The organism is Pseudomonas sp. TWI628, assembly GCF_039673865.1.
Classification (GTDB): domain Bacteria; phylum Pseudomonadota; class Gammaproteobacteria; order Pseudomonadales; family Pseudomonadaceae; genus Aquipseudomonas.
On sequence record NZ_JBDJMM010000026.1, the window covers coordinates 46,680 to 71,217 of the forward strand.

The 24,538-nt window shown below is 62.9% G+C and carries 22 protein-coding genes; 9 read left to right on the forward strand and 13 right to left on the reverse strand.

Annotation, left to right across the window (positions count from 1 at the left end):
* Window positions 1-92: 92 nt before the first annotated feature.
* From ABE528_RS20050 to ABE528_RS20070, 5 genes are all read right to left on the reverse strand, one after another.
* Window positions 93-1,373: an MFS transporter gene (locus ABE528_RS20050; RefSeq protein ID WP_346653881.1), complete on the reverse strand. Its 1,281-nt coding sequence runs from the start codon at window positions 1,371-1,373 to the stop codon at window positions 93-95.
* A gap of 37 nt (window positions 1,374-1,410) precedes the next feature.
* Entirely contained in the window at window positions 1,411-2,571 is a 1,161-nt protein-coding gene (gene tcuB / locus ABE528_RS20055) for a tricarballylate utilization 4Fe-4S protein TcuB (protein ID WP_346653882.1), read from the reverse strand.
* The gene (gene tcuA, locus ABE528_RS20060) at window positions 2,558-4,003 is read right to left on the reverse strand and encodes an FAD-dependent tricarballylate dehydrogenase TcuA (protein WP_152957910.1); all 1,446 of its coding nucleotides are present in this window, start codon (window positions 4,001-4,003) and stop codon (window positions 2,558-2,560) included. Before tcuA ends, tcuB begins: the two co-directional genes overlap by 14 nt.
* 115 nt (window positions 4,004-4,118) lie before the next feature.
* Window positions 4,119-5,051, reverse strand: a complete 933-nt coding sequence (locus tag ABE528_RS20065) for a LysR substrate-binding domain-containing protein (RefSeq protein WP_152957911.1) — start codon at window positions 5,049-5,051, stop codon at window positions 4,119-4,121.
* Window positions 5,052-5,160: 109 nt separating this feature from the next.
* Window positions 5,161-6,207 (reverse strand): LacI family DNA-binding transcriptional regulator, encoded by a 1,047-nt coding sequence (locus ABE528_RS20070; RefSeq protein WP_346653883.1) that lies wholly within the window; start codon window positions 6,205-6,207, stop codon window positions 5,161-5,163.
* 257 nt (window positions 6,208-6,464) lie between these two features.
* Here ABE528_RS20070 and ABE528_RS20075 point away from each other — a divergent pair, with 257 nt between their 5' ends.
* The 4 genes from ABE528_RS20075 to ABE528_RS20090 are packed head-to-tail and all read left to right on the forward strand — an operon-like array spanning window position 6,465 to window position 12,005.
* Entirely contained in the window at window positions 6,465-8,669 is a 2,205-nt protein-coding gene (locus tag ABE528_RS20075; protein ID WP_346653884.1) for a TonB-dependent receptor, read from the forward strand.
* A 28-nt stretch (window positions 8,670-8,697) separates the two neighbouring features.
* Window positions 8,698-10,020, forward strand: coding sequence for an LLM class flavin-dependent oxidoreductase (locus ABE528_RS20080; protein ID WP_346653885.1), 1,323 nt, complete (start codon window positions 8,698-8,700; stop codon window positions 10,018-10,020).
* 8 nt (window positions 10,021-10,028) lie between these two features.
* Window positions 10,029-11,072: an L-glyceraldehyde 3-phosphate reductase gene (gene mgrA, locus ABE528_RS20085; protein WP_346653886.1), complete on the forward strand. Its 1,044-nt coding sequence runs from the start codon at window positions 10,029-10,031 to the stop codon at window positions 11,070-11,072.
* Between the two features lie 3 nt (window positions 11,073-11,075).
* Window positions 11,076-12,005: an aliphatic sulfonate ABC transporter substrate-binding protein gene (locus ABE528_RS20090; protein WP_346653887.1), complete on the forward strand. Its 930-nt coding sequence runs from the start codon at window positions 11,076-11,078 to the stop codon at window positions 12,003-12,005.
* A 65-nt stretch (window positions 12,006-12,070) separates the two neighbouring features.
* Here ABE528_RS20090 and ABE528_RS20095 read toward each other — a convergent pair whose 3' ends face one another.
* Window positions 12,071-12,550: a GNAT family N-acetyltransferase gene (locus ABE528_RS20095; RefSeq protein WP_346653888.1), complete on the reverse strand. Its 480-nt coding sequence runs from the start codon at window positions 12,548-12,550 to the stop codon at window positions 12,071-12,073.
* Window positions 12,551-12,688: 138 nt separating this feature from the next.
* Between ABE528_RS20095 and ABE528_RS20100 the strand changes: the two genes are divergently transcribed.
* The 5 genes from ABE528_RS20100 (at window position 12,689) to ABE528_RS20120 (ending at window position 16,075) form a co-directional block, all read left to right on the forward strand.
* A complete protein-coding gene (locus tag ABE528_RS20100; protein ID WP_178120120.1) occupies window positions 12,689-13,318 on the forward strand; it encodes a LysE family translocator in 630 nt (209 codons plus the stop codon).
* Between the two features lie 21 nt (window positions 13,319-13,339).
* On the forward strand, window positions 13,340-14,212 hold the full coding sequence (locus ABE528_RS20105) for an alpha/beta hydrolase (protein WP_346653889.1): 873 nt from the start codon (window positions 13,340-13,342) through the stop codon (window positions 14,210-14,212).
* A gap of 100 nt (window positions 14,213-14,312) precedes the next feature.
* Entirely contained in the window at window positions 14,313-15,200 is an 888-nt protein-coding gene (locus ABE528_RS20110; RefSeq protein ID WP_346653890.1) for a pirin family protein, read from the forward strand.
* Between the two features lie 79 nt (window positions 15,201-15,279).
* Window positions 15,280-15,684, forward strand: a complete 405-nt coding sequence (locus ABE528_RS20115) for an AlkA N-terminal domain-containing protein (RefSeq protein WP_346653891.1) — start codon at window positions 15,280-15,282, stop codon at window positions 15,682-15,684.
* Window positions 15,685-15,814: 130 nt separating this feature from the next.
* The gene (locus ABE528_RS20120; protein WP_054885291.1) at window positions 15,815-16,075 is read left to right on the forward strand and encodes a DUF1652 domain-containing protein; all 261 of its coding nucleotides are present in this window, start codon (window positions 15,815-15,817) and stop codon (window positions 16,073-16,075) included.
* Window positions 16,076-16,093: 18 nt separating this feature from the next.
* Here the strand turns inward: ABE528_RS20120 and ABE528_RS20125 are convergent, their stop codons facing one another.
* The 7 genes from ABE528_RS20125 to tssI form a co-directional block, all read right to left on the reverse strand.
* Complete coding sequence (locus tag ABE528_RS20125) at window positions 16,094-16,708, reverse strand: Yip1 family protein (RefSeq protein ID WP_346653892.1); 615 nt, start codon at window positions 16,706-16,708, stop codon at window positions 16,094-16,096.
* An 88-nt stretch (window positions 16,709-16,796) separates the two neighbouring features.
* Window positions 16,797-17,084, reverse strand: coding sequence for a hypothetical protein (locus ABE528_RS20130; RefSeq protein WP_152957922.1), 288 nt, complete (start codon window positions 17,082-17,084; stop codon window positions 16,797-16,799).
* 196 nt (window positions 17,085-17,280) lie between these two features.
* A complete protein-coding gene (locus tag ABE528_RS20135) occupies window positions 17,281-17,538 on the reverse strand; it encodes a PAAR domain-containing protein (protein ID WP_346653893.1) in 258 nt (85 codons plus the stop codon).
* Window positions 17,535-18,347 carry a DUF6708 domain-containing protein gene (locus ABE528_RS20140; protein ID WP_256669389.1) on the reverse strand — a complete coding sequence of 271 codons (813 nt, stop codon included), beginning with the start codon at window positions 18,345-18,347 and terminating at the stop codon, window positions 17,535-17,537. Before ABE528_RS20140 ends, ABE528_RS20135 begins: the two co-directional genes overlap by 4 nt.
* Window positions 18,348-18,349: 2 nt before the next feature.
* On the reverse strand, window positions 18,350-21,538 hold the full coding sequence (locus ABE528_RS20145) for a T6SS effector BTH_I2691 family protein (protein WP_346653894.1): 3,189 nt from the start codon (window positions 21,536-21,538) through the stop codon (window positions 18,350-18,352).
* Complete coding sequence (locus ABE528_RS20150; RefSeq protein ID WP_346653895.1) at window positions 21,535-22,449, reverse strand: hypothetical protein; 915 nt, start codon at window positions 22,447-22,449, stop codon at window positions 21,535-21,537. Before ABE528_RS20150 ends, ABE528_RS20145 begins: the two co-directional genes overlap by 4 nt.
* A complete protein-coding gene (gene tssI, locus ABE528_RS20155; RefSeq protein WP_346653896.1) occupies window positions 22,446-24,530 on the reverse strand; it encodes a type VI secretion system tip protein TssI/VgrG in 2,085 nt (694 codons plus the stop codon). The genes ABE528_RS20150 and tssI overlap by 4 nt, the downstream gene beginning before the upstream one ends.
* Window positions 24,531-24,538: the final 8 nt, after the last annotated feature.

Below are 24,538 nucleotides of genomic sequence, written 5' to 3' on the forward strand. Positions count from 1 at the left end.
AGGATCAGGGCGTGATTCGATGCGAGGCTAGCTTCCAGCAAATTCGTCAGTGCGTAACCTGATAAAAATGACAGGTGCCCATGGGCTCAGGGTCAGGAGGCGCTTACCGCCTGTGGTCTGTGGCGACGGTACAGCACGGTCGTGGCGGTAAACCCGCACACCGCCGCGAACATCAGCCAGTAGGCCGGCGAAGCTTTGTCGCCGGTGGCCTGTACCAACAGTGTCGAAACCGCCGGCGTGAAGCCGCCGAACAGCGCGGTGGCCAGGCTGAAGGCCAGCGAGAAGCCGACCACCCGCACGTTGGCCGGCATCACCTCGGTCAGCGCCGCGACCATGGCGCCGTTGTACATCCCGAAGAAGAACGAGAAGTACAGCAACACCGCAAGCAGGCGCTCGAAGCTAGGGGCCTCGGCCAGCCAGTGCATGGCCGGGTAGGCGGTCAGCACGCACAGCAGCGAAATCGCCAACAACTGCGGGCGCCGGCCGATGCGGTCGGAGAGGGCGCCACCGATGGGCAGCCAGATGAAGTTGCTGACGCCCACCAGCAGGGTCACCACCAGGCTGTCGGTGGTACTCAGTTGCAGTACGGTCTTGCCGAAGGTCGGGGTGTAGACTGTGATCAGGTAGAACGTGGTGGTGGTCATCGCCGCCAGCAGGCCGCCGGCCAGCACCGTGCGCCAGTTGTCGCACATCGAACGGAACACCTCGGCCGCGCCCGGGTGATGCGCGCGCGCCTTGAACGCTTCGGTCTCCTGCAGTGAGCGGCGGATGACGAAGATGAACGGGATGATCACGCAGCCGACGAAGAACGGGATACGCCAGCCCCAGCTGGCCACTTCATGGGTATCCATGCAGGCATTGAGCGTATAGCCCAGTGCCGCCGCCACGACGATAGCCACCTGCTGGCTTGCCGATTGCCAGCTGGTGTAGAAGCCGGTACGCCCCGGCGTGGCGATTTCCGAGAGGTAGACGGAAACACCCCCCAGCTCGGCGCCAGCGGAAAAGCCCTGCAACAGCCGCCCCAGCAGCACCAGCAGCGGGGCGAGGAGGCCGATGCTGGCGTAACCCGGTACCAGCGCAATCAGCACGGTGCCAGCGGCCATGATCGACAGCGTCACGATCAGCCCTTTGCGCCGGCCGACCTTGTCGATGTAGGCGCCTAGCACGATGGCGCCCAGCGGGCGCATCAGGAAGCCCGAGCCGAACACCGCGAAGGTCATCATCAACGAGGCGAACTCGCTGCTTGCCGGGAAGAACGTCTGGGAGATGTAGGTGGCATAGAAACCGAACAGGAAGAAATCGAACTGTTCGAGGAAGTTGCCGCTGGTGACCCGCAGGATGGCGCCCCTGGTCTGTGTTGTTGTTTTCATCATGGCTACCGTTTTGCTCGCTTTTGTTGTTTTGGGATGTTCAATCGCTGCCGGCATTGATCGGATTGGGCTGACGTTTCTCGATGGCGTGCTTGAGCAGCGCAGCGCTGCGGAAGATGCCGTGGGCGAATTTGCCGTAGGGCATGGTCAGGAAGAACGCCATCACCAGCCCCAGGTGCAGGGCCAGCAGCAGGCCAAGGGCACTGGTTTCGCGAAACGCCAGCAGGGCCAGGCCGCTGGCGCTGACCAGCAACAGCAGGGCGATGAAACCGCGGTCCATGGGCTTTTGCTCGGCGTCGCCGTGGGCGGGGTTGCGCTGCAGGTTCAGGCACAGCAGCCCGGCAGGGCCGACCAGCAGGCCCAGGCCTCCGGCGATGCCGAGCATGACCGGCAGGCTCAGCACCGGGTAGGGCGCCGCCAGGCCCATCAGGTAGTGGTAGAGCGTCGCGCTGGCGGTGGCCGCCAGGCACAGCAGGAAGCCGTAGAAGGTCAGGTGATGGAAGCGCCGCCGCCACAGGGTGAAGCGATCATCGGCGTTGTTGCAGCCTTCGCCGTGGCCACCGTCCAGGTACTTGAGCGTGGCCACGCTGGCTGTCGCTTCCACTGCTGCGGCGGTTTTCAGCCCGGCGGCGGCCGCAGGTGGCGAAACGTCGCGCCAGAACCGGCGTACGCCCAGGCCCAAGGCGATGACTGCAAAGCCGAACACCGCGCCAAACATCAGCGCCAGGGTGTTGTGCGCAAAGATGCCGTAGAAGTTGCCCCCAGGCATGGGCCTGAACAGGTTGCCCATGGCCAGCAGGCTCAGGCACAGGAACAGCACCAGGGCGAAGCCGCTGGCCAGTGCCAGGGTCAGGCCGTTGCGCTGGTACAGACGGCCCAGGGCACGGGGCCAGGCGTATTCGACGTAGGTGTCGAGGCGTACCTTGGCCATGGCCTTGGGCACGTTGACCTCGAACGCGTGGGGCGCGGCGTACTGGCAGGCGTGCAGGCAGGCGCCGCAGTTGTGGCAGAGGTTGGCCAGGTAGTGGATGTCGGCCTGGGCGAATTCCAGGCGCCGGGTCATCGCCGGAAACACCGCGCAGAAACCTTCACAGTAGCGGCAGGCATTGCAGATGCTCATCTGCCGCTGCACTTCGCTTTCGTGCACGTTCAGCACCGGGATCAGTTCGCTTTTTTGTGCCTGCGGATCAAACAGCTGCATGGCGTGCCTCCTGGTTGTCGACAAAGCCTGCGCTGGCGGCCGCCTGGACACCGGCGATACGGCCGAACGCCGTGCCGATGGCCATGCCGATGCCGGCGGTGTAGCCCTTGCCCAGTACGTTACCGGCCATCATTTCTCCTGCGACGAAAAGGTTGGGGCTGGGCTTGCCGGCGAAATGCACGGCGGCGCTTTCGTCGGTCGCCAGGCCCAGGTAGGTGAACGTGACGCCTGGCTTGAGCGGGTAGGCGTAAAACGGTGGTTTGACCAGCGGGCGAGCCCAGTGGGTCTTGGCCGGGGCCAGGCCTGTGGTGTGGCAGTCGTCGAGCGCGGTATGGTCGAAGGTGCCGACCTGGCAGGCATTGTTGAACGCCTCGATGGTCTGGCAAAACTGCGCTTCTGGCAGGCCCAGCTTGTGTGCCAGTTCAGTCAGGGAATTGGCCGTGGTACCCGGAAATACCGGTGGCATGAAGCGGCCGATGGCCTGCTGGTCGATGATCGAATAGGCCTGCTGACCCGGTTGGCCAGCCACCAGGCGGCCCCAGATGGCATATCGCTTGGGCCAGAAGTCTTCGCCTTCGTCATAGAAACGCTCGCCGTCGCGGTTGACCACCACGCCCAGTGACACGCAGTCGATGCGGGTGCAGATACCGCCGTCATACAGCGGTGCGCGGGCGTCGATGGCGACCATGTGCGCCTGGGTCGGGTCGCCGATGATATCGGCGCCAAGTTCGCCCATGCGCTTGAGCAGGATGCCGGTGTTGAAGCGTGTGCCGCGGATCAGGAAGTTGTCCGACGGCCATTCGCCACGGGCATTCTGGCCCCAGGCTTCGCGCAACCACTCACGGTTGGACTCGAAGCCGCCCGCCGCCAGCACGCAGGTCTTGGCTTCGATACGTTCGGCAGGCAGCTGCCGGCCCTCGACTTCGCGGGCGGGCAGGTGAGCGGCGACGAACCTGCCGCCCTGCAGTTCGATATCGTTGACCTGGGCGTTGTAGCGCACCTGCACGCCGAGCCGTTCGGCACTGCGGAAGTAGGCGTTCACCAACGCCTTGCCGCCGCCCATGAAAAACGCGTTGGTCCGCGCTACATGCAGGGCGCCGGACAGCGGCGGCTGAAAATGCACGCCATGGCTGCGCATCCAGTCACGGCAGCTGGAGGAGGCGCGGATGGCAATGCGCGCGAGTTTTTCGTTGGTCAGGCCGCCGGTGACCTTGAGCAGGTCCTGCCAGTACTCCTCTTCGGGGTAGGCGTCGACCAGCACATCCTGGGGCGCGTCGTGCATGCAGCGCAGGTTGCGGGTGTGCTGCGAGTTGCCGCCACGCCAGGCCTTGGGCGCGGCCTCCAGCAGCATGACGCTGGCGCCGGCCTCACGGGCCATCAGCGCGGCGCAGAGGGCGGCGTTGCCACCACCAATTACAAGAACATCGATCATTTTCGCTCCTCGGTCGCAAGGAGGCATGAACGTAGGGCCCCTTGCGAGTGAGGAGAAAGTAGGGCGATCGGCCAAGTGTCGAAAGGCGGGCTACGGCATGGGGTGTTCAGTTTTTCTAAAGGCTGGCCTCTTCGATCCAGGTCGCCCCGGGCCATTGCCGCTGGCTGACCAGCTGGTGCGCAACGTCGATGATTACGCGCCGGGCGGCCAGCGCGGCAGGTGACAGCTCATCGTCCGCCAGGGTTGCCAGCAGGTTGCGCCGGCCGACGTGGGCGTCGCTGATCTGCGCGACCCGCAGCCCGCTTTCACCACTGAGCGCAGCGGCGGCGCCCGGCTGGATGGTGGCGGCGTGGCCGGCGCGCACGGCGTTCATCAGGACGGCCAGGCCATCGACTTCCATGATGATGTTCGGCACCAGGCCGGAGCGTTCGAACGCCGTCATCAGGGTCGAGCGCAGGCCGTGCTGGGCGCTGGGCATGACCAGCGGCAGCTGGCCCAGGTCGGCCAGTTGCACGCTGCTTTCGGGCGCGCGGGGCAGCTGTGGCGGGCTGATGACGAACAGCCGCTCATCCAGTAGCGGCGTCACGCTCCAGCGTTTGCCGCCTTCGAGCTGGAACAGGATGGCAAGGTCGATTTGCCGGGCGTTGAGCTGCGCGGCCAGGTGCCCGGAGAGCATTTCCACCAGGTGCAGCTGGATATCGGGGTAGCGCTCGCGCATGGCATTGATCAGCGGCAGCGCCAGCACGGTCGCGGTGGTGGGCGGCAAGCCGACGGTCACGTAGCCGCTCATGCGCCCGCGGTGGGCGGCCAGGATGGCGTTTTCGGCCTGGCGCAGGCTGAGCTGGGCATGGTGCAGGAACGCCATGCCGGCGCTGGTTGGCGTGACACCTGTGCTGCTGCGGTTGAGCAGACGGGTACACAGCTCGCTTTCGAGCTTGGCGATCTGTTGGCTCAGGGCGGAGACGCCAACCTCCAGTTCGAGCGCGGCGCGGCCAAGGCTGCCGTGTTCGATGATTTTGACGAAGTAGCGCAGTTGCCTGAGTTCCAAGGGGGGCTCCTGACGATGGCAGAGGAGGTGATGGCTGATCGAGTAGTCTAACCTGCCTGCTGCGTCAGGCCTGCGTTCGGTGCTCTCAACTCGCAATCGCCGTGACGCGTCATGCACTTTCGCGGGTAATCAATTCGCATTGCAGCAAGTTCAGGCGTTCGACTTCGCCCTCATGTTCCACGCATCCCAAATGCTGCAATACCCGCATGGCTGCCAATTCGCCAATTAGCCGCGACGGTGGCCGCAACGTGGTCAGGCTGGGCAACAGCATCTCGGCGAACGGGTAGTCGCCAAAACCGACGATGGCCATGTCCTCGGGCAAGCGCAGCCCGGCACGCTGGCCGGCAAGGAGGGCGCCGGCGGCCAGGTTGTCGTTGGCGAAGATGATCGCCTCAGGGCGAGGGTCCCGGCGGATCAACGCCTGCATGGCCTGTTTGCCGGCCTCGAACGGGGCGCAGTCAGCCGAAGGCACGAACACCCAGGGCTCAAGCCCAGCTTCACGCAATGCTTCGATGTAGCCATCGCGCCGCTCCAGCGCGCTGAAGTCGCCTGCCGCGCTGTTCTGCACAAAGGCGATGCGTCGATGGCCCTTGCCCAGCAGATAGCGGCACGCCTGCACACCCACCTGGTGATGGAGGAAGCCAACCTGCAACGGGGAGCGTTCCGGGCGATAGTCCCAGATTTCCACCACCGGTACATCGGCCTCGCGCAGCATCTTCTCGGTGGCCGGGCTGTGGAAATGGCTGGTCACCACCAACGCTGCCGGCGACCAGCCGAGAAAGGCCCGCACGGCGCTTTCTTCCTGGGCCTCGCTGAAATAACTGGACGCCAGCAACAGCTGGTAGCCATGCCGGCTCAAGGTGTCGCTGAAGGCCTGGATGGTCTGGGCGAAAATCGGCCCGGAGATGTTCGGAATGACCATGCCGACGATACGGCCACGGGCAGAGGCCAGGCCTCCCGCCACCAGGTTCGGCACATAACCTAGTGCTTGTACCGCTGCTTCGATGCGTTCGCGCAGGGGTGGGGACACCTGCTCGGGCTGGTTGAAGTAGCGCGACACGCTGATGGCCGACACGTCGGCGGACCGCGCCACTTCAGCGAGCGTGACACGGCCCGCGCCACGGCGCTTGCGGGTGGGTTCCTTGGCTTGGCTCACAGGCTGGCCTCGTTGGGAGATGTGGCGATGTTAGCGCTAACGAGCCCCAGCCTGACAAATAGCTTTATGGAATATAAATCGTATTTTTTAGTATTTGACCTGCTAATCCTGAGCCTCTGATACTTGCTGATGTTAGCGCTAACAAGCGCTGCTGTTGGCAAGCGCCTGCCACTCGCACGAGCGAGACCAGACACCCACAGCATCACCCGTGTCGGCCCCGTGCGGGCCATGGTCTGGTCTTTGAAGGCAGTCGCATCATGCACAAACACCGCAAGGCATTCCCGTTCAAGCAACGTCAACCGCTGGCTGCCGCTGTACTGCTGGCCGCCATCGGCCAATCCACGCAAGCGGCCGAACCAACGCCGCAGGCCACGTCGCTGGACGCGGTGACCGTGACCGCCACCCGCCGCGAGTCGACCTTGCAGGAGGTGCCGGTGGCCGTTTCGGTGATCGACGGCGAACAACTCGAACGTGACAATCGCAACAATGTCGCCAGCATCGTCCAGCAGGTGCCGACCCTCAATTACCGCGCCGGTGCGTCGAACAAGGACACGTCGTTGTTCATCCGCGGCGTGGGCACCATATCCACCTCGCCCGGCGTCGAGCCGACCGTGGCTACCGTGGTCGATGGCGTGGTGTTCGGCCGCCCCGGTCAGTCCACCCTCGACCTGCTCGACCTGGAGCGTATCGAAGTGCTGCGCGGCCCCCAGGGTACGCTGTTTGGCAAGAATGCTTCCGCTGGCGTGCTGAACGTGGTCAGCAAGGCCATCCCCGAGCAGACCCAAGGCTATGTGGATTACTCGCACTTCGGCGGTGGCGACGAAAACCGCCTGCGCTTCGGCATCGGTGGCCGTCTCAACGAGCAGCTCAAAGGCTCGCTGAGTACCTTGTGGGGTGACTACGATGGCAACGTCGAGAACGTCGCCAATGGCCACGACGTCAATGGCTACGAACGCAAGGGCGCCCGCGGCAAGCTGGAATTCGAGCCCAGTGACGACCTGCGCCTGACGCTGATCGCCGACTACATGAAAGGTGAGGACAGCTTGCCCAGCGGGGTGATCACCAGCGCCAGCACAGCCATCACCAACCAGCTGCGCCCGGTTGTGCCCAGCGCCCACAACCGCGACATCAACAGTGACTTCAAGACCCACGTCGAAGACGAGAACCAGGGCCTGTCGGCACAGCTCGACTGGCAGCTGGGCGACTACACGCTGACGTCCATCAGCGCCTGGCGCGGCTGGGACAACACCCAGTACCAGGATGGCGACCGCCGCGCCTTGCTGCCGGTCACGGCCTCCCACGACAAGGGTACCGTGGACTATGACCAGTACAGCCAGGAGTTTCGCCTGACGTCGCCCAAGGGGCAATTCAATGAGTACGTGCTGGGCGCCTTCTACATGCACGGCACCTCCAACGAGACGTATCAGCGGCTCTCGGTCAACGGCGGGGTGGCGAACACGGGCAGGGCGGACTACTCGACCAGCAACGACAGCGTCGCGCTGTTTGGTGAAAACACCTTCAACTTCACCGAGGATTTCCGTGCGATCTTCGGCTTGCGCTGGACCCACGACGACCTTGAGTACGACCACCGTCGCGTGTCGACTTCCGCCACGGCGGTCACCGGCATCCAGCCGTCGACCGCCAGTTCCGGCTCGGTGGACGAGGACGGCTGGAGTGGCCGCACCGGCCTGCAGTACGACTTCAACGACAACCTCACCGGCTACGTAACCTATTCGCGTGGCTATAAAGGCCCGGCCTACAACGTGTTCTTCAACATGCAGCCGCGTGATACCGGCGCGCTCAAGCCGGAAACATCCGACGCCTACGAGGTCGGCCTCAAAGGCACCGCACTGGATAACCGGCTGATGGCCAACCTGGCGGTGTTCCACACCGATTACGATAACTACCAGGCCAACTTCTTCGACACCGTGGCCAACCAGGTGGTGACCCGCCTGGTCAACGCCGGCAAGGTCAAGACCCAAGGCGTCGAACTCGATGCCAGCTTCCAGGCTACCCGTCAGCTCAAGTTTTCCGCCGCTGCGGCCTACACCAAGGCGCGGGTCGATCATTTCAACTGCCCGGTCGGGGCGGCAGCCAATTGCAACATCGACGGCGGCCGTCTGCCGTTCACCCCGGACTGGAAGACCTATGTGCGCGCCGATTACGTGATCCCGCTGGATAACGGCCTGGATGTGGAACTGGCCAGCGACTACAGCTGGCAGGACTCGGTGCAGTTCAGCCTCGACCAGAACCCCGACACCGTGCAAGGCGCTTATGGCATCTGGAACGCCAGTATCGCCCTGGCCGATTACAACGACGGCTGGCGCGTGGCGTTGCTGGGCAAGAACCTGGGTGACAAGTCCTACGCGCAGATGCTGGCCAGTGGCGGTGACTATATCTACCGGGCTGTGCCGCGTGATGACGGGCGTTATTTCGGCGTTCAGCTGCGCAAGGATTTCTGACTGTGCGAGCACTGCAAGGAGACAGAGCATGAGTCGTCAAATGAGCCTGGGTGCCTTCCTCATGGCCACCGGGCACCATGTCGCCGCCTGGCGTCACCCGGACGTGCCCGCCGACCCGCTGGACTTCGCCAGCTACCGGCGTACCGCGCAAATCGCCGAAGCTGCCTGTTTCGATGCGCTGTTCGTCGCTGACAGCGTCGCCGCCCCCAGCGATGCACTGGCCAGCCACAGCGCCCGGTCGGTGTATTTCGAACCGCTGACCCTGCTGTCGGCGCTGAGCGTGGTGACCGAGCGCATTGGCCTGATCGCCACGGCCACCACCAGTTACAACGAGCCATACCATGTGGCGCGCAAGTACGCCTCGCTCGATCATCTCTCGGGCGGCCGTGCCGGCTGGAACCTGGTCACCTCCGACGCCGCAGCCGAGGCCGGCAACTTCGGCCGCGATGCGCATATTCCCCATGCCGAGCGTTACGCCCGGGCTCGCGAGTTCCAGCAGGTGGTGCAGGGCCTATGGGACAGCTGGGCCGATGACGCCTTCGTCCGTGACAAGGCCAGCGGCCAGTTTCACCGGCCGCAGGCCGTGCGTAGCATCGACCACGCCGGTGCGCATTTTCGTGTGCGCGGTCCTCTGAACGTGGCCCGCTCGCCCCAGGGCCGACCGGTGCTGGTCCAGGCCGGGTCTTCCGAAGCCGGCCGCGAACTGGCGGCCGAAAGCGCCGAGGTGGTGTTCACCGCGCAACCCAGCCTGGCGCGCGCCCAGGCGTTCTACGCCGACCTCAAGGGGCGCCTGGGCCGCTATGGGCGTAGCGAGGAGGCGCTAAAAATCATGCCGGGCGTGTTCGTCGTGGTCGGCCGCAGTGCCGTTGAGGCCCAGGCCAAGTACCAGCAGTTTCAGGACCTGGTCGATCCCCGTGTGGGCGTTGCCTTGCTTGGCCGCATGCTCGGCAACTTCGACCTGTCCGGCTACCCGCTGGACGGCCCGCTGCCGGAGCTGCCGCTGACCGAGGATGGCCAGCGCAGCCGCCAGCAATTGCTGACCGAACTGGCGGGGCAGGAGCAGTTGACCCTCGCCGAGCTGGGCCGACGTATCGCTGGCGGGCGAGGGCACTACAGCCTGATCGGTACGCCGACGCAGATCGCCGATGCGCTGCAGGCCTGGTTCGAAAACCGCGCGGCCGACGGCTTCAATGTGCTGGTGCCGCACCTGCCGCAGGGGCTCGAAGACTTCGCCAGCCTGGTGGTCCCTGAGTTGCAGCGCCGGGGCCTGTTCCGCCGCCAGTATCAGGGCCGCACCCTGCGCGAGCACCTGGGCCTGCAGCGGCCCGCCAACCCCTATTTTGCCGAGTGAGGTCAACCATGAGCTACATTGCCAACCCTGAGCGCTACGCGCGCATTCCGTACCGCCGCGTCGGCCGCAGCGGCCTGGTGTTGTCGGCCCTGTCCCTGGGCCTGTGGCACAACTTCGGTGATGCGACGCCGATCGACACCCAGCGCGCCTTGCTGCGCACGGCCTTCGATGCCGGCATCACCCATTTCGACCTGGCCAACAATTACGGCCCGCCCTATGGCAGCGCCGAGCGCAACTTCGGCCGCCTTCTGCGTGAAGACCTGCGCAGCTACCGGGACGAGCTGATCATCTCCAGCAAAGCCGGCTGGGATATGTGGCCTGGGCCGTACGGCCAAGGTGGCAGTTCGCGCAAGTATCTGCTTGCCAGCCTTGACCAGAGCCTCAAGCGCCTGGGGCTGGACTACGTGGACATCTTCTACTCGCACCGCTTCGATGCCGACACCCCGCTGGAGGAAACCGCGATCGCCCTGGCCGATATCGTGCGCCAGGGCAAGGCGCTGTACATCGGGATTTCTTCCTATTCCGCCGGCAAGACCCGCGAGATCGCCGCGCTGCTGGCCGAGTTGAAGGTGCCGCTGCTGATTCACCAGCCCTCGTACAACCTGTTCAACCGCTGGATCGAGCACGACCTGCTGGACACCACCGACGCGTTGGGAGCCGGTGTCATCGTGTTCACGGCCCTGGCCCAGGGGTTGCTCAGTGACAAGTACCTGGACGGCATCCCGGCTGATGCACGGGTCAATCGCCCCGGTGGCGGCTCGCTGCAGCCGCACCATCTGTCCGAGGCCAACCTGGCCCGCGCCCGTGCGCTCAACGCAATTGCCCGCCGTCGCGGCCAGAGCCTGGCGCAACTGGCGCTGGCCTGGACCCTGCGCGATCCGCGGGTGAGCTCGGCACTGATCGGTGCCAGCCGGCCCGAGCAGATCATCGAGAATGTCGCGGCACTCGACAATCTGGCATTCAGCCCTGAAGAACTCGCCGAAATCGACCGTCATGCCGTTGAAGGTGGGATCAACCTGTGGGAAAAGCCCTCGACCGACTGGAAGGAATGAGCCATGCGCGTACTACGCTTTGCCACGCTTGTACTGCTGGCGCTGGCGGGGGCCGTTCATGCGGCGGACCCTGCCACACTGCGCATCGGCTACCAGAAGGGCTCGATCAGCCTGGTGCTGGCCAAGCAGCACCGACTGCTGGAACAGCGTTTCGCCAATACGCGTGTGGAGTGGATCGAATTTCCCGCCGGGCCACAGATGCTCGAGGCGCTGAACATTGGCAGCCTCGATGTAGGTGCCACCGGGGACATCCCGCCGATCTTCGCCCAGGCAGCGGGCGCAGACCTGTTGTACATCGGCGCCGAACCGGCCAAGCCGAAGGCCGAAGTCATTCTGGTGCCCAAAGGCAGCCCGATCACTGCGGTGGCTCAGCTCAAAGGCAGGCGTGTCGCGCTGCAGAAGGGCTCCAGTGCCCACAACCTGCTGCTACGCAGCCTGGCCAGCGTGGGCTTGAGCATGCGCGACGTGCAACCGGTGTACCTGGCACCCGCTGACGCCAGGGCGGCCTTCGAGCGTGGCAGCGTCGACGCTTGGGCGATCTGGGACCCGTACTATTCGGCCATCGATCTGGAAGGCAAGGCGCGGCTGCTGGCGGACGGCGAGGGGCTGGGGTTGATCGGGCCGTTCATGCTGGGGGCGCGTGGCTATGTCGAAGCCAATGGCGATTTCATCAAGCGCCTGCTGGCGCAAATCTCCGAAGCGGAGTCTCTGACGCGCTCTGACGAGGCGGGCAGCGTCCGTGTACTGGCGCAGTTCATGGGGGTGCCTGAGGAAGTGGTGCGGCGCAGTTTCAGCCATCGGCCGGCATCGCCGTTGATCCCGGTAAGTGACGAAATCGTCGCCGCGCAACAGCGCACGGCGCAGCTGTTCTTCGAGAACCGGGTGTTGCCCAAGCGGGTCGACATTGCCGGTGCGGTCTGGCACCAGGATTGAAGCCTGTTGCGGCCCTGTCCTTGGCAAGTCGGCTTGCTGGCGACAGGGCCGGTTCTGGCCGAAGGTCAGCCTTGGGCAAACTGCAACAGCCTGTCGCCATCCAGTCGATAGCGCACCCACTCATCCTGTGGCTCGGCGCCCAGCGACTTGTAGAAGCCTATCGCTGGCTCGTTCCAGTCCAGCACGCTCCACTCGAAGCGCCCGCACCCTTTGGCCACGGCTTCGCGAGCGATGTGCCGCAGCACATCCCGACCTGCGCCGCCGCCACGCTGCTCAGGGGTGATATACAGGTCTTCCAGGTAGATGCCGTTGCGGCCCAGCCAGGTCGAGTAGCTGTAGAAGTACACGGCAAAGCCGATGGCCTTGCCATCACGCTCGCAGATCAGGCTGTGCACGGTGCTGCCGTCATCGAACAGGCTGTGCTCGATATCGGCCAGGGTAGCAACCACTTCGTGACGGGCGCGCTCGTACTCGGCCAGCTCGGTGACGTAGGCGAGAATTTGCGCGGCATCGGCGCGAACGGCAGGGCGGATGGTCAGGCTCATGCAGGGGCTTCCTTGTTCTTGGCTGAGGGTGCGCTGGTGAACGGTACAGTGATGTGTATCTGCATAATTTAATGCAACTGTAGCGGTCGCAGGGCAGGGTGACTCCGTTAGTGTGACAGCACCTGCAACAATTCTGGAATGCCTGCCATGCTTGCCTCTGCCGACCTGCTGACCGCCTTCGTGCTGTTTGCCTTCGTTTCCTCGATCACCCCGGGGCCTAACAACACCATGCTGCTGGCCTCGGGCGTGAACTTCGGTGTGCGCCGTTCGATCCCGCATGCCATCGGTATCAGCGTCGGTTTCATGGTCATGGTGCTGGCGGTGGGCCTGGGCCTTGGTGAGGTGTTCAAGGCCTGGCCGGTGCTGTACAGCGTGTTGCGCTATACCGGTGCGGCCTACTTGCTCTACCTGGCCTGGAAGATCGCCACCTCAGGGCCGCTCGGCGCTGACTCGCCGAGCGCGCGCAAGCCGTTGGGGTTCTGGGGCGCTGCGGCATTCCAGTGGGTCAACCCCAAGGCCTGGGTGATGGCGGTAGGGGCGATCACCACCTACACGCCGGCCCAGGGCTATGTGATGAATGTAGTGGTCATCGCCGCGCTGTTCGCCCTGGTCAACCTGCCCAGCGTCGGCGTCTGGGTGATGTTTGGCAGCGCCTTGCGCAACCTGCTGCAGAACCCGCGCTGGCTGATGCTGTTCAATGTCCTGATGGCCGTGCTGCTGGTGATTTCACTCTACCCGCTGCTGTTTGTAGAATCGGCGTTTTCATGAACCCATGAGTACAGCAAGCCGATGCAGTTGATTCCCTGGTCCTTTGACAGCTCCGAAGGCTTCACCCTACGTGGCTGGCGCTCGCCAGCCAGCGGCAAGCCGTTGCTGCACTTTTTGCACGGTAACGGCTTCTGCTGCCTGGCCTACCAACCGTTGCTGCTGAGCCTGAGTGAACATTTCGATCTGTGGCTCTGCGATGTCCAGGGCCATGGTGACAGTGACCATGGCGGTGCATTCCGCGGCTGGAACCGTACCGCCGCGCTAGCGCTGGCGGCCTTCGAGGCCGGCCGTGGGGAATATGGCGAGGTTCCCCGCTACGCCGTGGGGCACAGCTTCGGTGGCGTGCTGACCGGGTTGATGCTGGCCAGCCAGCCGGGCTTGTTTGCCCGTGCCGTACTGCTCGACCCGGTGCTGTTCAGCCGGCGCATGATCGGCGTGATGGGCGCGGCTGCGCTGGTCGGCCTGCACCGCCGGCATGCCCTGGCGCGCAAGGCCGCCAGCCGGCGCAGCCATTGGCCGGACCGTGAGGCGGCGCGGGCATCGCTGCACGGGCGTGGCATCTTCAAGGGCTGGACCGACGCTGCGCTGCAGGCATATGTCGAGCATGCGATCGGTGAGTGCGGCGAAGGCGTGGTGCTCAAGTGCCGGCCCAGCCGCGAAGTGGAAATTTTCAGCTCGTTCCCGTCGCGCATGTGGGCGCATCTGTCTTCCATCCAGGTGCCCACGCGGGTGCTCTATGGCGAGCACACCTATCCCTTCGTGCCGCACTCGGTGCAGCGCCTGGCCAGCCTCAATCCTGCGGTGAACGCCGTTCAGGTCCCCGGAGGGCACTGCTTCATGCAGGAAGATCCGGCGATGGCCGCGCAACAGGTGCTCGATTACCTGCAAGCCTGAGTGGTTGTTCCATTTATGGAACGATCAGTGCCATATCAGCCGGCTACCGGCTGATTGGGCTCATTGGTAAGGTTAACCCAGCTTAGAGAGGAGACTTCTCATGAAAAAGATTCTGGGTATCCACCGCAGCCCGCATGCCCATTGGGTGGGCGATGGCTTCCCCGTGCGCAGCCTGTTCACCTACGACAACCTGGCCAGCAAGATCAGCCCGTTCCTGTTGCTGGACTATGCTGGCCCCTACGACTTTGCCTCGACCACTGACCGTCGCGGTGTTGGCCAGCATCCGCACCGTGGGTTCGAAACCGTGACCATCGTCTATCAGGGCGAGCTGGAACACCGCGATTCGACCGGTGCCGGCGGGCTGATCGGCCCGGGTGACGTGCAGTGGATGACCGCTGCCAACGGCATCATTCACGAAGAGTTCCATTCGCCGGCCTTTGCCCGCAGTGGCGGTTCGCTGGAGATGGTGCAGCTGTGGGTCAACTTGCCGGCGCGTGACAAGCGCGCACCGGCCGGGTACCAGACGCTGCTGGCGGCGGACATACCGGTGGTGCAACTGGAGGGCGACGCCGGCAACCTGCGGGTGATCGCCGGTGCCTATCAGGGCCACGCAGGCCCGGCGCGGACGTTTACCCCGATGGATGTGTGGGACATGCGCCTGAAGGCGGGGGCCAGCCTGCAGTTGCCGGTTGCCGACGGCCACAATGCGGCACTGGTGGTGCTGCGCGGTAGCGTGCGGGTCAACGGCGAGCACGAAGCCGGCCCGGCCAGCCTGGTGCTGCTGGAGCGCGGTGGCGAGGATGTGGCGATCGAGGCGCTTGAAGGCAGCAGCCTGTTGTTGCTCAGCGGTGAGCCGATCGATGAGCCGATCGTAGGCTATGGCCCGTTCGTGATGAACAGCCAGGCGGAGATTGCCGAGTCGTTCGATGACTTCCACGCCGGGCGCTTTGGGCAGATGGCGGGCGAGGGGGCTGGCCTGGATCACTGACGGCCTGTAGCGGCTTCTTCGCGCCGAAACGCCGCGAAGAGGCCGCTACAATCCCTGCAAAACTTGGCATGATGTAGCGATGCATCTCTCTCACTTGCACGCTGTGCACCGTTCACTCACCGCTTCAGGCCAGCACATTGTGTGGCTGCGCTACCCCACGCCCTACCACTGGCCTTCGACCCAGGCCTTCCTGGCCGCCCGCTGCATTCCCGGCATCGAAACCTTCAGCAATGGCACCTATTGCCGCAGTCTGTCCGTTGCTGGCAAGCACGCTGTACTTGAAGCCAGGCCCGCCAGCGGCAATCGCCTGACGCCCAACTGGCCGAACGCGCCAAGGCCTGGCGCCCCTGGCGCGCGTATGCCGCACAGCATCTGTGGGCGTTTTTGGCGGACCGATAGGCGTGCGCCGCGACCGCCTGTCGCGAAGTGCCAGCATTCGATCGAACAGCCCAGGCCTCCCGTCGTTCTTCCACTAAGGTGCTAAAGGATTCTCCGCACGATCATTGCCCCGGCGCATGGACGGCCGCTTGGGCATGCGCAATATCAATTTGCACCTTGCCTGCCATAGGCGTACTCACACACAACAGGCCATCCAGTACAGAGAGGGTCGTACCATGTCGTTGATAGGAGTTTCGATGCTGGAAATGCGGCAGATCATCGAGCAGGCCTGCCTGCCCGACCGCTGCGAAGTCAGCTGCCCGGACGGCACCACCCTGACCATCCGCCTGGGTCAGGGGCAAAGCCTGGAGGAGGGCGTGACCCTCTCCGGGGTCTCACTGCAGAGCTTGAACAGTTGCCGCGACCTGGTGAACCTGGTCGGCCAGCTGCACACCCTGCGAGACAGCCACCCGGCGGCACTCAGGGCCATCGCCTGAGCAACCGTTGTGCGCCGGTCAGCCGAGGCTGGCCGGACGCACGTATTCCGGCATCAGGCCATGGGTCCAGAACAGGATCATCGACACCAGGATGGTCACCAGCAACAGCAAGCCTACCCCCCAGACGCAGCTGGCAAACAGCATGGCCTGCTCCTTGCGCAGGCGCAGGAAGGTCTGCAAGCCGCCGTACAGCAATAGCGTGGCATAGGCTGACGCTGCGACCAGTGCCAGCAGTGCCAGCCAGCGGATCGGCAGCAGGCCAACGACGCCGGCGAAGAACCATGGCGTGGCACAGTAGGCGGCGAAGCCGATGCATTGATTGAGCGTCGGTTGCACATCGAAGCCACGCGACATCCAGCGGATCATCACCCCCATCAGCATTACCCCGACCACCGTGGTGGCATACAGCAGCCCGGCCAATTGCGCGGCGCTGGCAATGCTCAGGCGTACGCGGTCCTCAGCGGCCAGGCTCCAGCCAAAGGTGGTGGTGCCGACGAACAGGCACAGGGCTGGGATCAGCGCCAGCGCCAACAGGCGCGGCAGGTACTGTTGCGGGTGGTCTTCCTCGGCGCGACGGATGTCGATCCAGGCGTCGGAGGGGTGGGTGAAAAGCTTGAGCAACGGGCTGTTCATGGCGTTCTCCAGAAGGCAGGGCCTTGTAGTTATGGAGATCCGCGGTTTGCGTCGGGTTCAGCCTGGAGTGTGGCCGTTGATCGGCTTGTTACTGCAGCTCCAGCAACAGGTTCAGGCCACCATCACCGCACTTGCCATGATCCCGGACCACTCCGTGGTAGCTGCGCCCATCCCAGACGAACGCCACGCTGTGGGCACGCTCGACCTTGTCCGGCAGCGGCGGGCAGATGTGCAGGCGCAGGGCGGGGCGGCCCTGCAGGGTAAGGGCCGCCATCTGGCACTGGCACTCCACGCTCAGGGCGACCGGGCCAAACAGCGTGTCGCGGACATAGTCGAGCTGCAGGCTGGAGTTGGGCGCACGGCCTGGCATCTTCATGGCCGCTGGGCTCCTGGGCGCTGGCACAGCAGGTAAGGCTGAGTGGGCATGGGCGGCAGGCTCCTGGTAAAAGGATGGCACGTATTATCATTTGGAAGCTTACCGGAGCTGGATGTTCAACTTATTTCATGGGTTTTCACGGGGTTTTTGGAGTGGGCCGACGAAGGGCCGCCTGGCGGCCCTGATTGGAGCACAGTCAATCCAGTAGCCAGTTCTTGTCACCTTGGCTCAGTACGCCGCCGTGGTCGGTTCGGTCGCCTTCACGGGCTACGGCCTTACCTTCGATTTGAAAACCGCTTGCGCCGGTCTCGATCACCGCACCGCAGCTGGTGCGGTCGCCGACTCTGGCGACAGCTTTGCCATTGAAGGTGTAGTGGGGGCTGCCAGTCTCCACCACGCCTGGGCCGTGAATTGGGCAGTCATGGCGGTGGCCAACGAGTATTACGGATTTCATTTGTGGTCTCCTGGATTGGGGGCGGTTCGGGATTCCAGGTCCATTTCCACCGGCCATTGGACCTTGGGGGCAAGGCGGTCAAACGGGTTGCGATGCCGTGATTGTCCCCAAGGGCTGATATCTGGGAACTCATCCCAATCTATTGGCGGATGGACGAAGTCGGGAAGTGCGTCGGGGCCTTGTTGCATGAAGAGCCTGGCAAGGGCCCAATATTGTTCACCTTTCTCAATGTCGTCTGTAAGGAAAATGCGATCAATTATTTCGTTAGTATCGGGACTATGAATTGATAGCATGATCCATTCCTTCAGGCCGCCATAGCCCATAGGTAGATAAATGCGATAAACCTCGGCGGTGAGGTCATCCCAGTCACAGACGACGGGCTTAATCCCCCAGTTTTTCCGCCCGAACGGATGAAGTCGACTGAATCTGTACTGGTAAAAGTAGACTTTGCGGCGGAGTCTGTTGAACCGTATTGGTTCGTCGCGAGGGAAACCAAGATCCATGCGAATGTAGGGAACAACAAAAAACACGGCTATGGCAAAGATGAGTAAATCGATAGCGCCGGACTCTAGGCTTGCCATGTTGAGTGGGGGTGAGTACAAGAAGTATAGGCATAGGGCCAGGGTAAGTGTTATGGAACCTGCTGCAAGCCAATAGCCTCTTGCTTTCAAAGTTGAGCGCGGCAGTTCTATAAAGCGCTCGTTGAAGCAATTGGGTGCAGGGTGTAAGTTTGCTTTGATTGATTCACGTTCGATTTTTTCGTTTGGGGGCGGTAGGTCGTATTTCCAACCAAAACCACGGGCTGACATGCTCACTGGTTATGCACCTCGGTAAGAAATTCGGCGTAGGCGTCCGGTATGTTGCGGTCCGGCCAGTAAGTAATGATTAGAGATGCGGATGTAATATTGTGTTTCCCGATGTCCAAGGTCAGTTCTAAGCGGCCGACGAACGATAGGGTACAGATGCTATTGTCTTGCGGGCTGTGGTTCTGGCAGCTTGAAGCTAGCTTCATAGTGTCAGGGTTGTAATCAAGGTTTTTCGGCTTATTGAAGGGTTTCAACGAGGTTAACTTTGAGTATCTTGTCGGCAGTGCCGGCGGGAAGTGATTTCTTTGTACGATGGTTTCACCGCCAGTGTACTCAGGCGAATTGCCATCGCCATGTCGATGTACGACAACTGCCCATTGATATCCGGACACTGCTTTGTTGAAACCGGGAATGATAATTTTGAAGCTTAAATCGTGCTGTGTTTTTAGGCCGATTGGGGTTCCGATTTTGGAACTGATTGGCTGGTTGGCAATAGTGACTTCAAATTTTGCTATGCCAGTTAATTCTGATGTTGCGGCATTCAGTTCAGCCAATGCGATATCGGTATGGTTGGGTGAGTCCCAATGGATGCGGGGGGATTCGTCGGCGTTGCCGAAGTAGCATCGGCGTGCCCATCGATGTAATGGAGTCGATTCATTCTGTCCGCCTTTCTTTAAAAAGGCAAAAGTCGTAAGGCTCAGTGCTATTGCAATTCCCACTGGCCCCATTAGGAATGGGTAATATACACCTGCTATTGCAGATACGGTTCCTAATGCCCCTGTAAAAGTGGCTCGCCGATACCATAGGAAGGCTCTATTGTCGCCTGAGTTCGTCGCGCGCCTGGTTGCAAGTAATGCTTGCAGGGTATCAAAGAGGCCCGTTGCAGCGCTGATCACCGCCCCAGTGCGAACGACAGTACGACCGATAGAATACTTGTTGACAGTGCTTGCCTTGCGAGGAATCAATAATCCCCCAAGTTCTAATCCACCGCCCAGAACGCCCAAGCTCGACCCGTATAGGGCCATGATGGCTTCGCTGGATTTCGGGCCAATTTCTTCTTCAACCACCTTCATATTCTTTACAAGATTGTCGCTCAGTAAGTAGAGCCCGCCCAGCGAAAGTAGCAACTCCCAGCCTTTTCCCGTTCCTCGTAGCCCCGTAAAACTGTCACGGACCAACTGTGAAGCCTGCCCCGCACTGATTTTCATGCCATTCAGTGCCTTCCGCGCATCCAGCTCCAGTGTTCCCGCCGCGACTGTGATGTCCACTAACGCCATCTTCGCGGTGTCATTCAGTTGATTGACATTGAGCTTCACCTCTCTGGCCAACCGCTCATGCAGCTCATGCGCCGTGCCTTCGACCCAGACGCTGACCGGGATCACCTGATGTGCCACTTTCGGGTCGAGCACGGCAAGGCTCAACAATCCGGTCTGGATGATGGGTTTGACTTTGCCTGCTTGCCTGAAAATGCCGGCCTTCACGTCTTCAAGGTCCGGCATCATCTGCGCCCGCGCTTCGGCCAGTTTCAGGCTGGCGCTGTTCTGGAGTTCACGCAGGTGTGCGCTCTGCAAGGCGTAGTACTCACCCAGCTTCATTTGCACCTGCAATTCGATCAGATGCACACCGTTGTAAATCCGCTGGCTGGCGCTGTTCAGGTGCCGCACGGCCTGCTGGATACCAGGGGCGAGCCGCACTTGCAGGCGCAGGCTGGCGGCATTCACCGCGCCCTGCAGTTCGGTGATGGCTTGCTTGAGCGAATCCCGCATCTTCAAGCCGGCGTCTTCACTGGTGATGAACTTGCTCAAGGCGCTGTAGAGCTTCTCGCTGTCGTTCCAGTTGGTCGGCTCGGTCTGGGAGAAACTTGGCAACAGCGCCGCCATCAGGGGGCCGTCGCGTAATAGCAGGGCGCGGTAGGGTGGACTGCTGGGGTCTTGCAGCCACTTCAACCACAGCGCTTCACTGGTGCCTGGAGCTGGCTCAGGGTTGCTGTTCGGCGCTTCGGTGATGCCGCCGGCCAGGCACGCAGCGATGGTCTTGCTGTAGGCGATGCCCGATTCGCGGTCTCGGCCATCGTAGTCGTGCCGCTCGATCAGAGCGAAGGCCGCGCTCTCGCAGAGTTTTACGTAGGTGCCGGCATGCCGGTCGATGAAGGCCTGGAACCGGGCTTCTTCCTGATCGTATTTGGCCTGGAACGCCGCACGCCGGGGCTCGTCATAGCGCTCCTCAAGCTTTTCATCACTCTCTTGCTGGCGCCTTTCAACCTCGCGCTGGCGCTCTACCTCGGGATCGGTGAACGCCGGCGGCCCGTCGCCAGACTGTGCCTCGAACGTCGGTACCTCCTGCGCCGCCCATTCACGCTGGGTGGCGCGAATGATCTGCAGGATCTGCGAGGTCTGCAGCTGATAAGCGCGCAGCGGATCTTCGCGCCAGGCCTGGCGCTTGACCACCCAGTTCAGGCGCTGGTGGTTGTACTCCTGGACCAGCCCGACAGTATCGTCGAGCACCACCGCCAGCACGCCGTTTTCCAGCTGATACCGGGCCATGGCGTTGACCAGGTAACCGCGCAGGGCGGTCTTGCGCAGGAAGCGACTGTGGAAGCCATGGGCACTGTCGAATGGGCCGTTCAATTGCTGGGCATATTCGAACACCTGGCGGTCAACCTGCAGGTTGTCCGGGGTCATGGCCAGGCCCAGCAGCTCGGGGTTATTGCGCGCCTGGATCAGGTCCAGGCCCTCAAAGCGCTGCGCAGGCGCCTGGCCGCCCTTGTAGGCGTCAAGCACGCTGGCCGGCCAGGGATCGCTGGAATAGGCCAGCCAGGCCGAGCCGTAGGTATCGGTGTCGATGTTGAGGAAGGACGACGGGATGTCATGGTCCTCATGCATGCAGTGCTCGGGCAGCGACGGTGGTGGCCCAGGGTTTGGCTCGTAGGGCAGGAAGCGGCGCAGGTGGCCCTGCGCGGTGACTTCGTAGGCGTGCCAGATGCGTTGGTCGAGCAGCACATAGAGATAACCGCTGCGCAAGGTGCGCAGACCCATCCGGGTTTGCGTGGCAGGGTCACTGCCCGGACGGGTATCGGGAACCACGGCGCGGCGCAGGGGAAGGATGGGCAGGCCCTGGCGCTGGCAGGCTTTGCAGGGGGGGAGGAGGAAGTCGACTTCGGCGACTGCATTGACTATGTCTTGAGTGATGCTCATGAGTAGGCCTCTGGCTGGGGAATGGCTGCAACCAGATGGCGCCAGCTCGAATCGGAAACCTGCGCGAACATCTCGGCGAGGGGCCGTTGCTGTCGGATGGCCATGTCGATCATGTCGCTCACGGCTTTCTGGGTGTGCAGTCGCGCGTGCAGCCGTAGCAGGTGAAGGGCCATTACCAGGATGTCCTGCTCAACCGTCAGGCCAAGTTCGCGCGCGTCGTCGAGATGGTTGGATGCTCGCAGGGCCGCGAACGGTGGGCTCTCGCGGGCACCGGGAAACGCAGGCAATCTCCTCAATGCCGCTAACACGGCCTCGATCAGGGCGGTGTTCTGCTGAACACGCACAGCGCCCGCAGGCAAACCGCACCGGGCGTGTGGCTGACCTTTCAGGTTCGCCAGGCCGCCGCCACTGCTCAAGAACACCCAGCGCTCGATCGGCCACCACGGCCCCTGATCCGTACGCTCGAACAACGCGGCCAGCAACTCCAGGCGCAGCGGTTCGTAAACAGGGTGAAACGTGGTCGCCCCGGATGCATCGGGCAAACGGCACAGGGCCGTCAGGTGAGTTGCGACGGCAGTGGGCGGCGCTTCGCTGAGCAGCCAGCCGCAGACAGGGTGCTTGCGCCGATGCCTGTCGCGTTCGGCCGCCTGTGCTGTCAGCTCCAGCAGCGAGATGTCAGGCGAGCTTGCGGGTGAGCCAAGGCAAACGAGCACCGGATGCAATCCAGGCGAACGAGGCAGGTCGGGCCGAACCACGCGTGTCATCGCTTTGTCGCCCAATACCAGCTGCAGGCTGGCAAGTAATGAATGTTCGCTGCCTGCTGAGGCTGCCAGCGGGTCCAGCAGCACGTAGCTGTACTGCCCGGGGCGGTGATGTTGGTTTATCAGCTTGATCAAGGCGTCACTGCTCATCGGTCGGTTTCCTCGCAGCGGTCGCTGTCATTGGCGAGCAGATCCAGGTCCAACGTATTTCCTGATCCTGCGATGGCTGCTTGGGTCGGGCCGAGCAATGTGAGTGTCAGGCCGTTCAAGGTGATGCCTTGCTGATCCAGCACGATGCTGCCGCCTGGGCTTCTGAATTCGATGCGCTCACTGGCCTGCAGTTGATAGACGGTGGTTTGCTGGTTCACCCCCCCACCGATGCTGATCTGCCGTCGCCCTTTGACGTGCAATTCGCTCTGGCCACCGATGCTGACGTGGTGATTGGCCCCAGTGGTCTCGCGATGGTCGTTTCCGACTTGCTCGATAAGGTCCTGACCTATTTCAACCTGGCAGGTGCGCCCGACCCGCTCAGCCCGATCACGGCCCGTTTGTTGTTGCAGATCGTTACCGACAGTCAGCTGTTGGTCATTGCCCACTTCTTCGACACGGTTGCGCCCGACGTTGGTCGTCTCATCGTGCTTGACCACATTGTTCTGGTCCCGCTCGGCATGGATGAACACTTCCTGCTTGCCCAGTTCATCCTCGAAGCGCAGTTCGTTGTAGCCATCACCCTTGTGGGTCTGGCTCTTGATGGTCATGCGCGTCTTGTGTTCCGGCAGGCCGTACGGCGGCAGCTGATTGCCGCAGTAGGTACGGCCGGTAATCATCGGTTGATCGGGGTCGGCATTGACGTAGTGGATGATCACCTCCTGGCCGACCCGCGGTATGGCCATCGAGCCCCAACTTGCGCCGGCCCAACCTTGGCATACCCGTACCCAGCAGGAGCTGAACTCGTCGTGCTGGCTTTCGCGGTCCCAAGGGAAGCTGACCTTGACCCGGCCCCACTGGTCGCAATAAATCTCCTCGCCGGGCGGCCCGACCACGGTAGCCATGTGCGGGCCGTCGATACGGGGCTTGGCCAACGGGGCAGGGCGCCACTCGGTTCTGCCGGGCACCAGTGTTGCGCGCTGCTGGTAGTGCGTGCCGCGTTCGGCACCGGCGGCTTCTTCCTCCAGGCTGGTGAACTGGCTACCTTCATGGACGACAGTGATCACCCGCCAATGTACGTTCAGGTCTTCGCGCGGGTGGCCCGTGAGGGTGAAGCTCAGTCCCGGTTGCAGGCGCACATCATCGCCTTCCACTTCAGCGACGCAGGCATCGTGGCGCCAGGCGGTGAGGCGGGTCTGGGTAAAAGGCTTGCCAGCCGCATCGCGCTTGTAGCGCCCGGGGTAGTCGAAGCGCTCGTAGTCCAGCGCTTTGTGCACTACGCCGCTGGCCTCTGCCTCGTGCTGCTGGCTATACGCCGGGTTGGTAAAGGTGTAGTCGCGTTGCACTTGCCTGGTGGTACGTACCTGTTCGTTGTAGCGCAAGCGACGCAGGCAGGGGACCGCCTGCACGCAGCCGCTGTTGGCGCGGTACAGCACTTGATAGGGGCCCGTCTGCTCCGGGGCCTCGAAAAAGCCTTCATCGTCATCCTCCAGGCCGATGACGCCATCACTGATCAGCCCCAAGGCCTGCACGCGATCGTTGATGATCAGCGTGTGCTGTTTGGCGCTGTGTTCGAAGCGGTAGACGAAGCCTTCCTCAGCCGCCAGCCTGGCGATGAAGTCGAGGTCGGTCTCACCGGCCTGCACGCAGAACTCGCGCACCTGATGGTCGGCGCTGCAACCCAGTTCGAAATGCAGGATGCCTTGCTGCTTGAGCATCAGCTCGATGATCTGCGGTGCGGTTTTCTGCTGGAAGATGCGCCAGTTCGAGCGCAGATTGGCGCGTGCCAGTCGTGGCTCGATCAGGGCGTGGTAACGGGTCCGACAGAAGCCGGTTTCACCCTGGCTGAAGCTGCTGATCAGGCCATGCACGTAGCGCAGCGGGCGTTCACCCCGCCAAATGGTGAAAAGTGCGGTCTTGTCGAGCAACTGGGCAAAGTCGGCTTCATCCTCGAAGCTGATCAGTTCCAGATGCAGTTGGAACGGCGTGCTGATCGCCTCGTCGAGCTTGAACGACACGACCTCGAATTCAGTTTGCGTAAGTAGCGGCTGGAAGCTGAAGCGCAGGTCGGTTTGACTGGACATGTAGATCT

What these genes read in the sequence shown, in the direction of transcription:
- tcuA (WP_152957910.1), bottom strand. Translation starts at nt 4,003, where the DNA reads ATGATCGATGTTCTTGTAATTGGTGGTGGCAACGCCGCCCTCTGCGCC.
- ABE528_RS20095 (WP_346653888.1), bottom strand. Translation starts at nt 12,550, where the DNA reads ATGAGCCTGACCATCCGCCCTGCCGTTCGCGCCGATGCCGCGCAAATT.
- tssI (WP_346653896.1), bottom strand. Translation starts at nt 24,530, where the DNA reads ATGTCCAGTCAAACCGACCTGCGCTTCAGCTTCCAGCCGCTACTTACG.
- ABE528_RS20140 (WP_256669389.1), bottom strand. Translation starts at nt 18,347, where the DNA reads ATGTCAGCCCGTGGTTTTGGTTGGAAATACGACCTACCGCCCCCAAAC.
- ABE528_RS20110 (WP_346653890.1), top strand. Translation starts at nt 14,313, where the DNA reads ATGAAAAAGATTCTGGGTATCCACCGCAGCCCGCATGCCCATTGGGTG.
- ABE528_RS20120 (WP_054885291.1), top strand. Translation starts at nt 15,815, where the DNA reads ATGTCGTTGATAGGAGTTTCGATGCTGGAAATGCGGCAGATCATCGAG.
- ABE528_RS20090 (WP_346653887.1), top strand. Translation starts at nt 11,076, where the DNA reads ATGCGCGTACTACGCTTTGCCACGCTTGTACTGCTGGCGCTGGCGGGG.
- ABE528_RS20145 (WP_346653894.1), bottom strand. Translation starts at nt 21,538, where the DNA reads ATGAGCATCACTCAAGACATAGTCAATGCAGTCGCCGAAGTCGACTTC.
- ABE528_RS20100 (WP_178120120.1), top strand. Translation starts at nt 12,689, where the DNA reads ATGCCTGCCATGCTTGCCTCTGCCGACCTGCTGACCGCCTTCGTGCTG.
- ABE528_RS20105 (WP_346653889.1), top strand. Translation starts at nt 13,340, where the DNA reads ATGCAGTTGATTCCCTGGTCCTTTGACAGCTCCGAAGGCTTCACCCTA.
- ABE528_RS20080 (WP_346653885.1), top strand. Translation starts at nt 8,698, where the DNA reads ATGAGTCGTCAAATGAGCCTGGGTGCCTTCCTCATGGCCACCGGGCAC.
- ABE528_RS20075 (WP_346653884.1), top strand. Translation starts at nt 6,465, where the DNA reads ATGCACAAACACCGCAAGGCATTCCCGTTCAAGCAACGTCAACCGCTG.
- tcuB (WP_346653882.1), bottom strand. Translation starts at nt 2,571, where the DNA reads ATGCAGCTGTTTGATCCGCAGGCACAAAAAAGCGAACTGATCCCGGTG.
- ABE528_RS20130 (WP_152957922.1), bottom strand. Translation starts at nt 17,084, where the DNA reads ATGAAGATGCCAGGCCGTGCGCCCAACTCCAGCCTGCAGCTCGACTAT.
- ABE528_RS20050 (WP_346653881.1), bottom strand. Translation starts at nt 1,373, where the DNA reads ATGATGAAAACAACAACACAGACCAGGGGCGCCATCCTGCGGGTCACC.
- mgrA (WP_346653886.1), top strand. Translation starts at nt 10,029, where the DNA reads ATGAGCTACATTGCCAACCCTGAGCGCTACGCGCGCATTCCGTACCGC.
- ABE528_RS20125 (WP_346653892.1), bottom strand. Translation starts at nt 16,708, where the DNA reads ATGAACAGCCCGTTGCTCAAGCTTTTCACCCACCCCTCCGACGCCTGG.
- ABE528_RS20115 (WP_346653891.1), top strand. Translation starts at nt 15,280, where the DNA reads ATGCATCTCTCTCACTTGCACGCTGTGCACCGTTCACTCACCGCTTCA.
- ABE528_RS20150 (WP_346653895.1), bottom strand. Translation starts at nt 22,449, where the DNA reads ATGAGCAGTGACGCCTTGATCAAGCTGATAAACCAACATCACCGCCCC.
- ABE528_RS20135 (WP_346653893.1), bottom strand. Translation starts at nt 17,538, where the DNA reads ATGAAATCCGTAATACTCGTTGGCCACCGCCATGACTGCCCAATTCAC.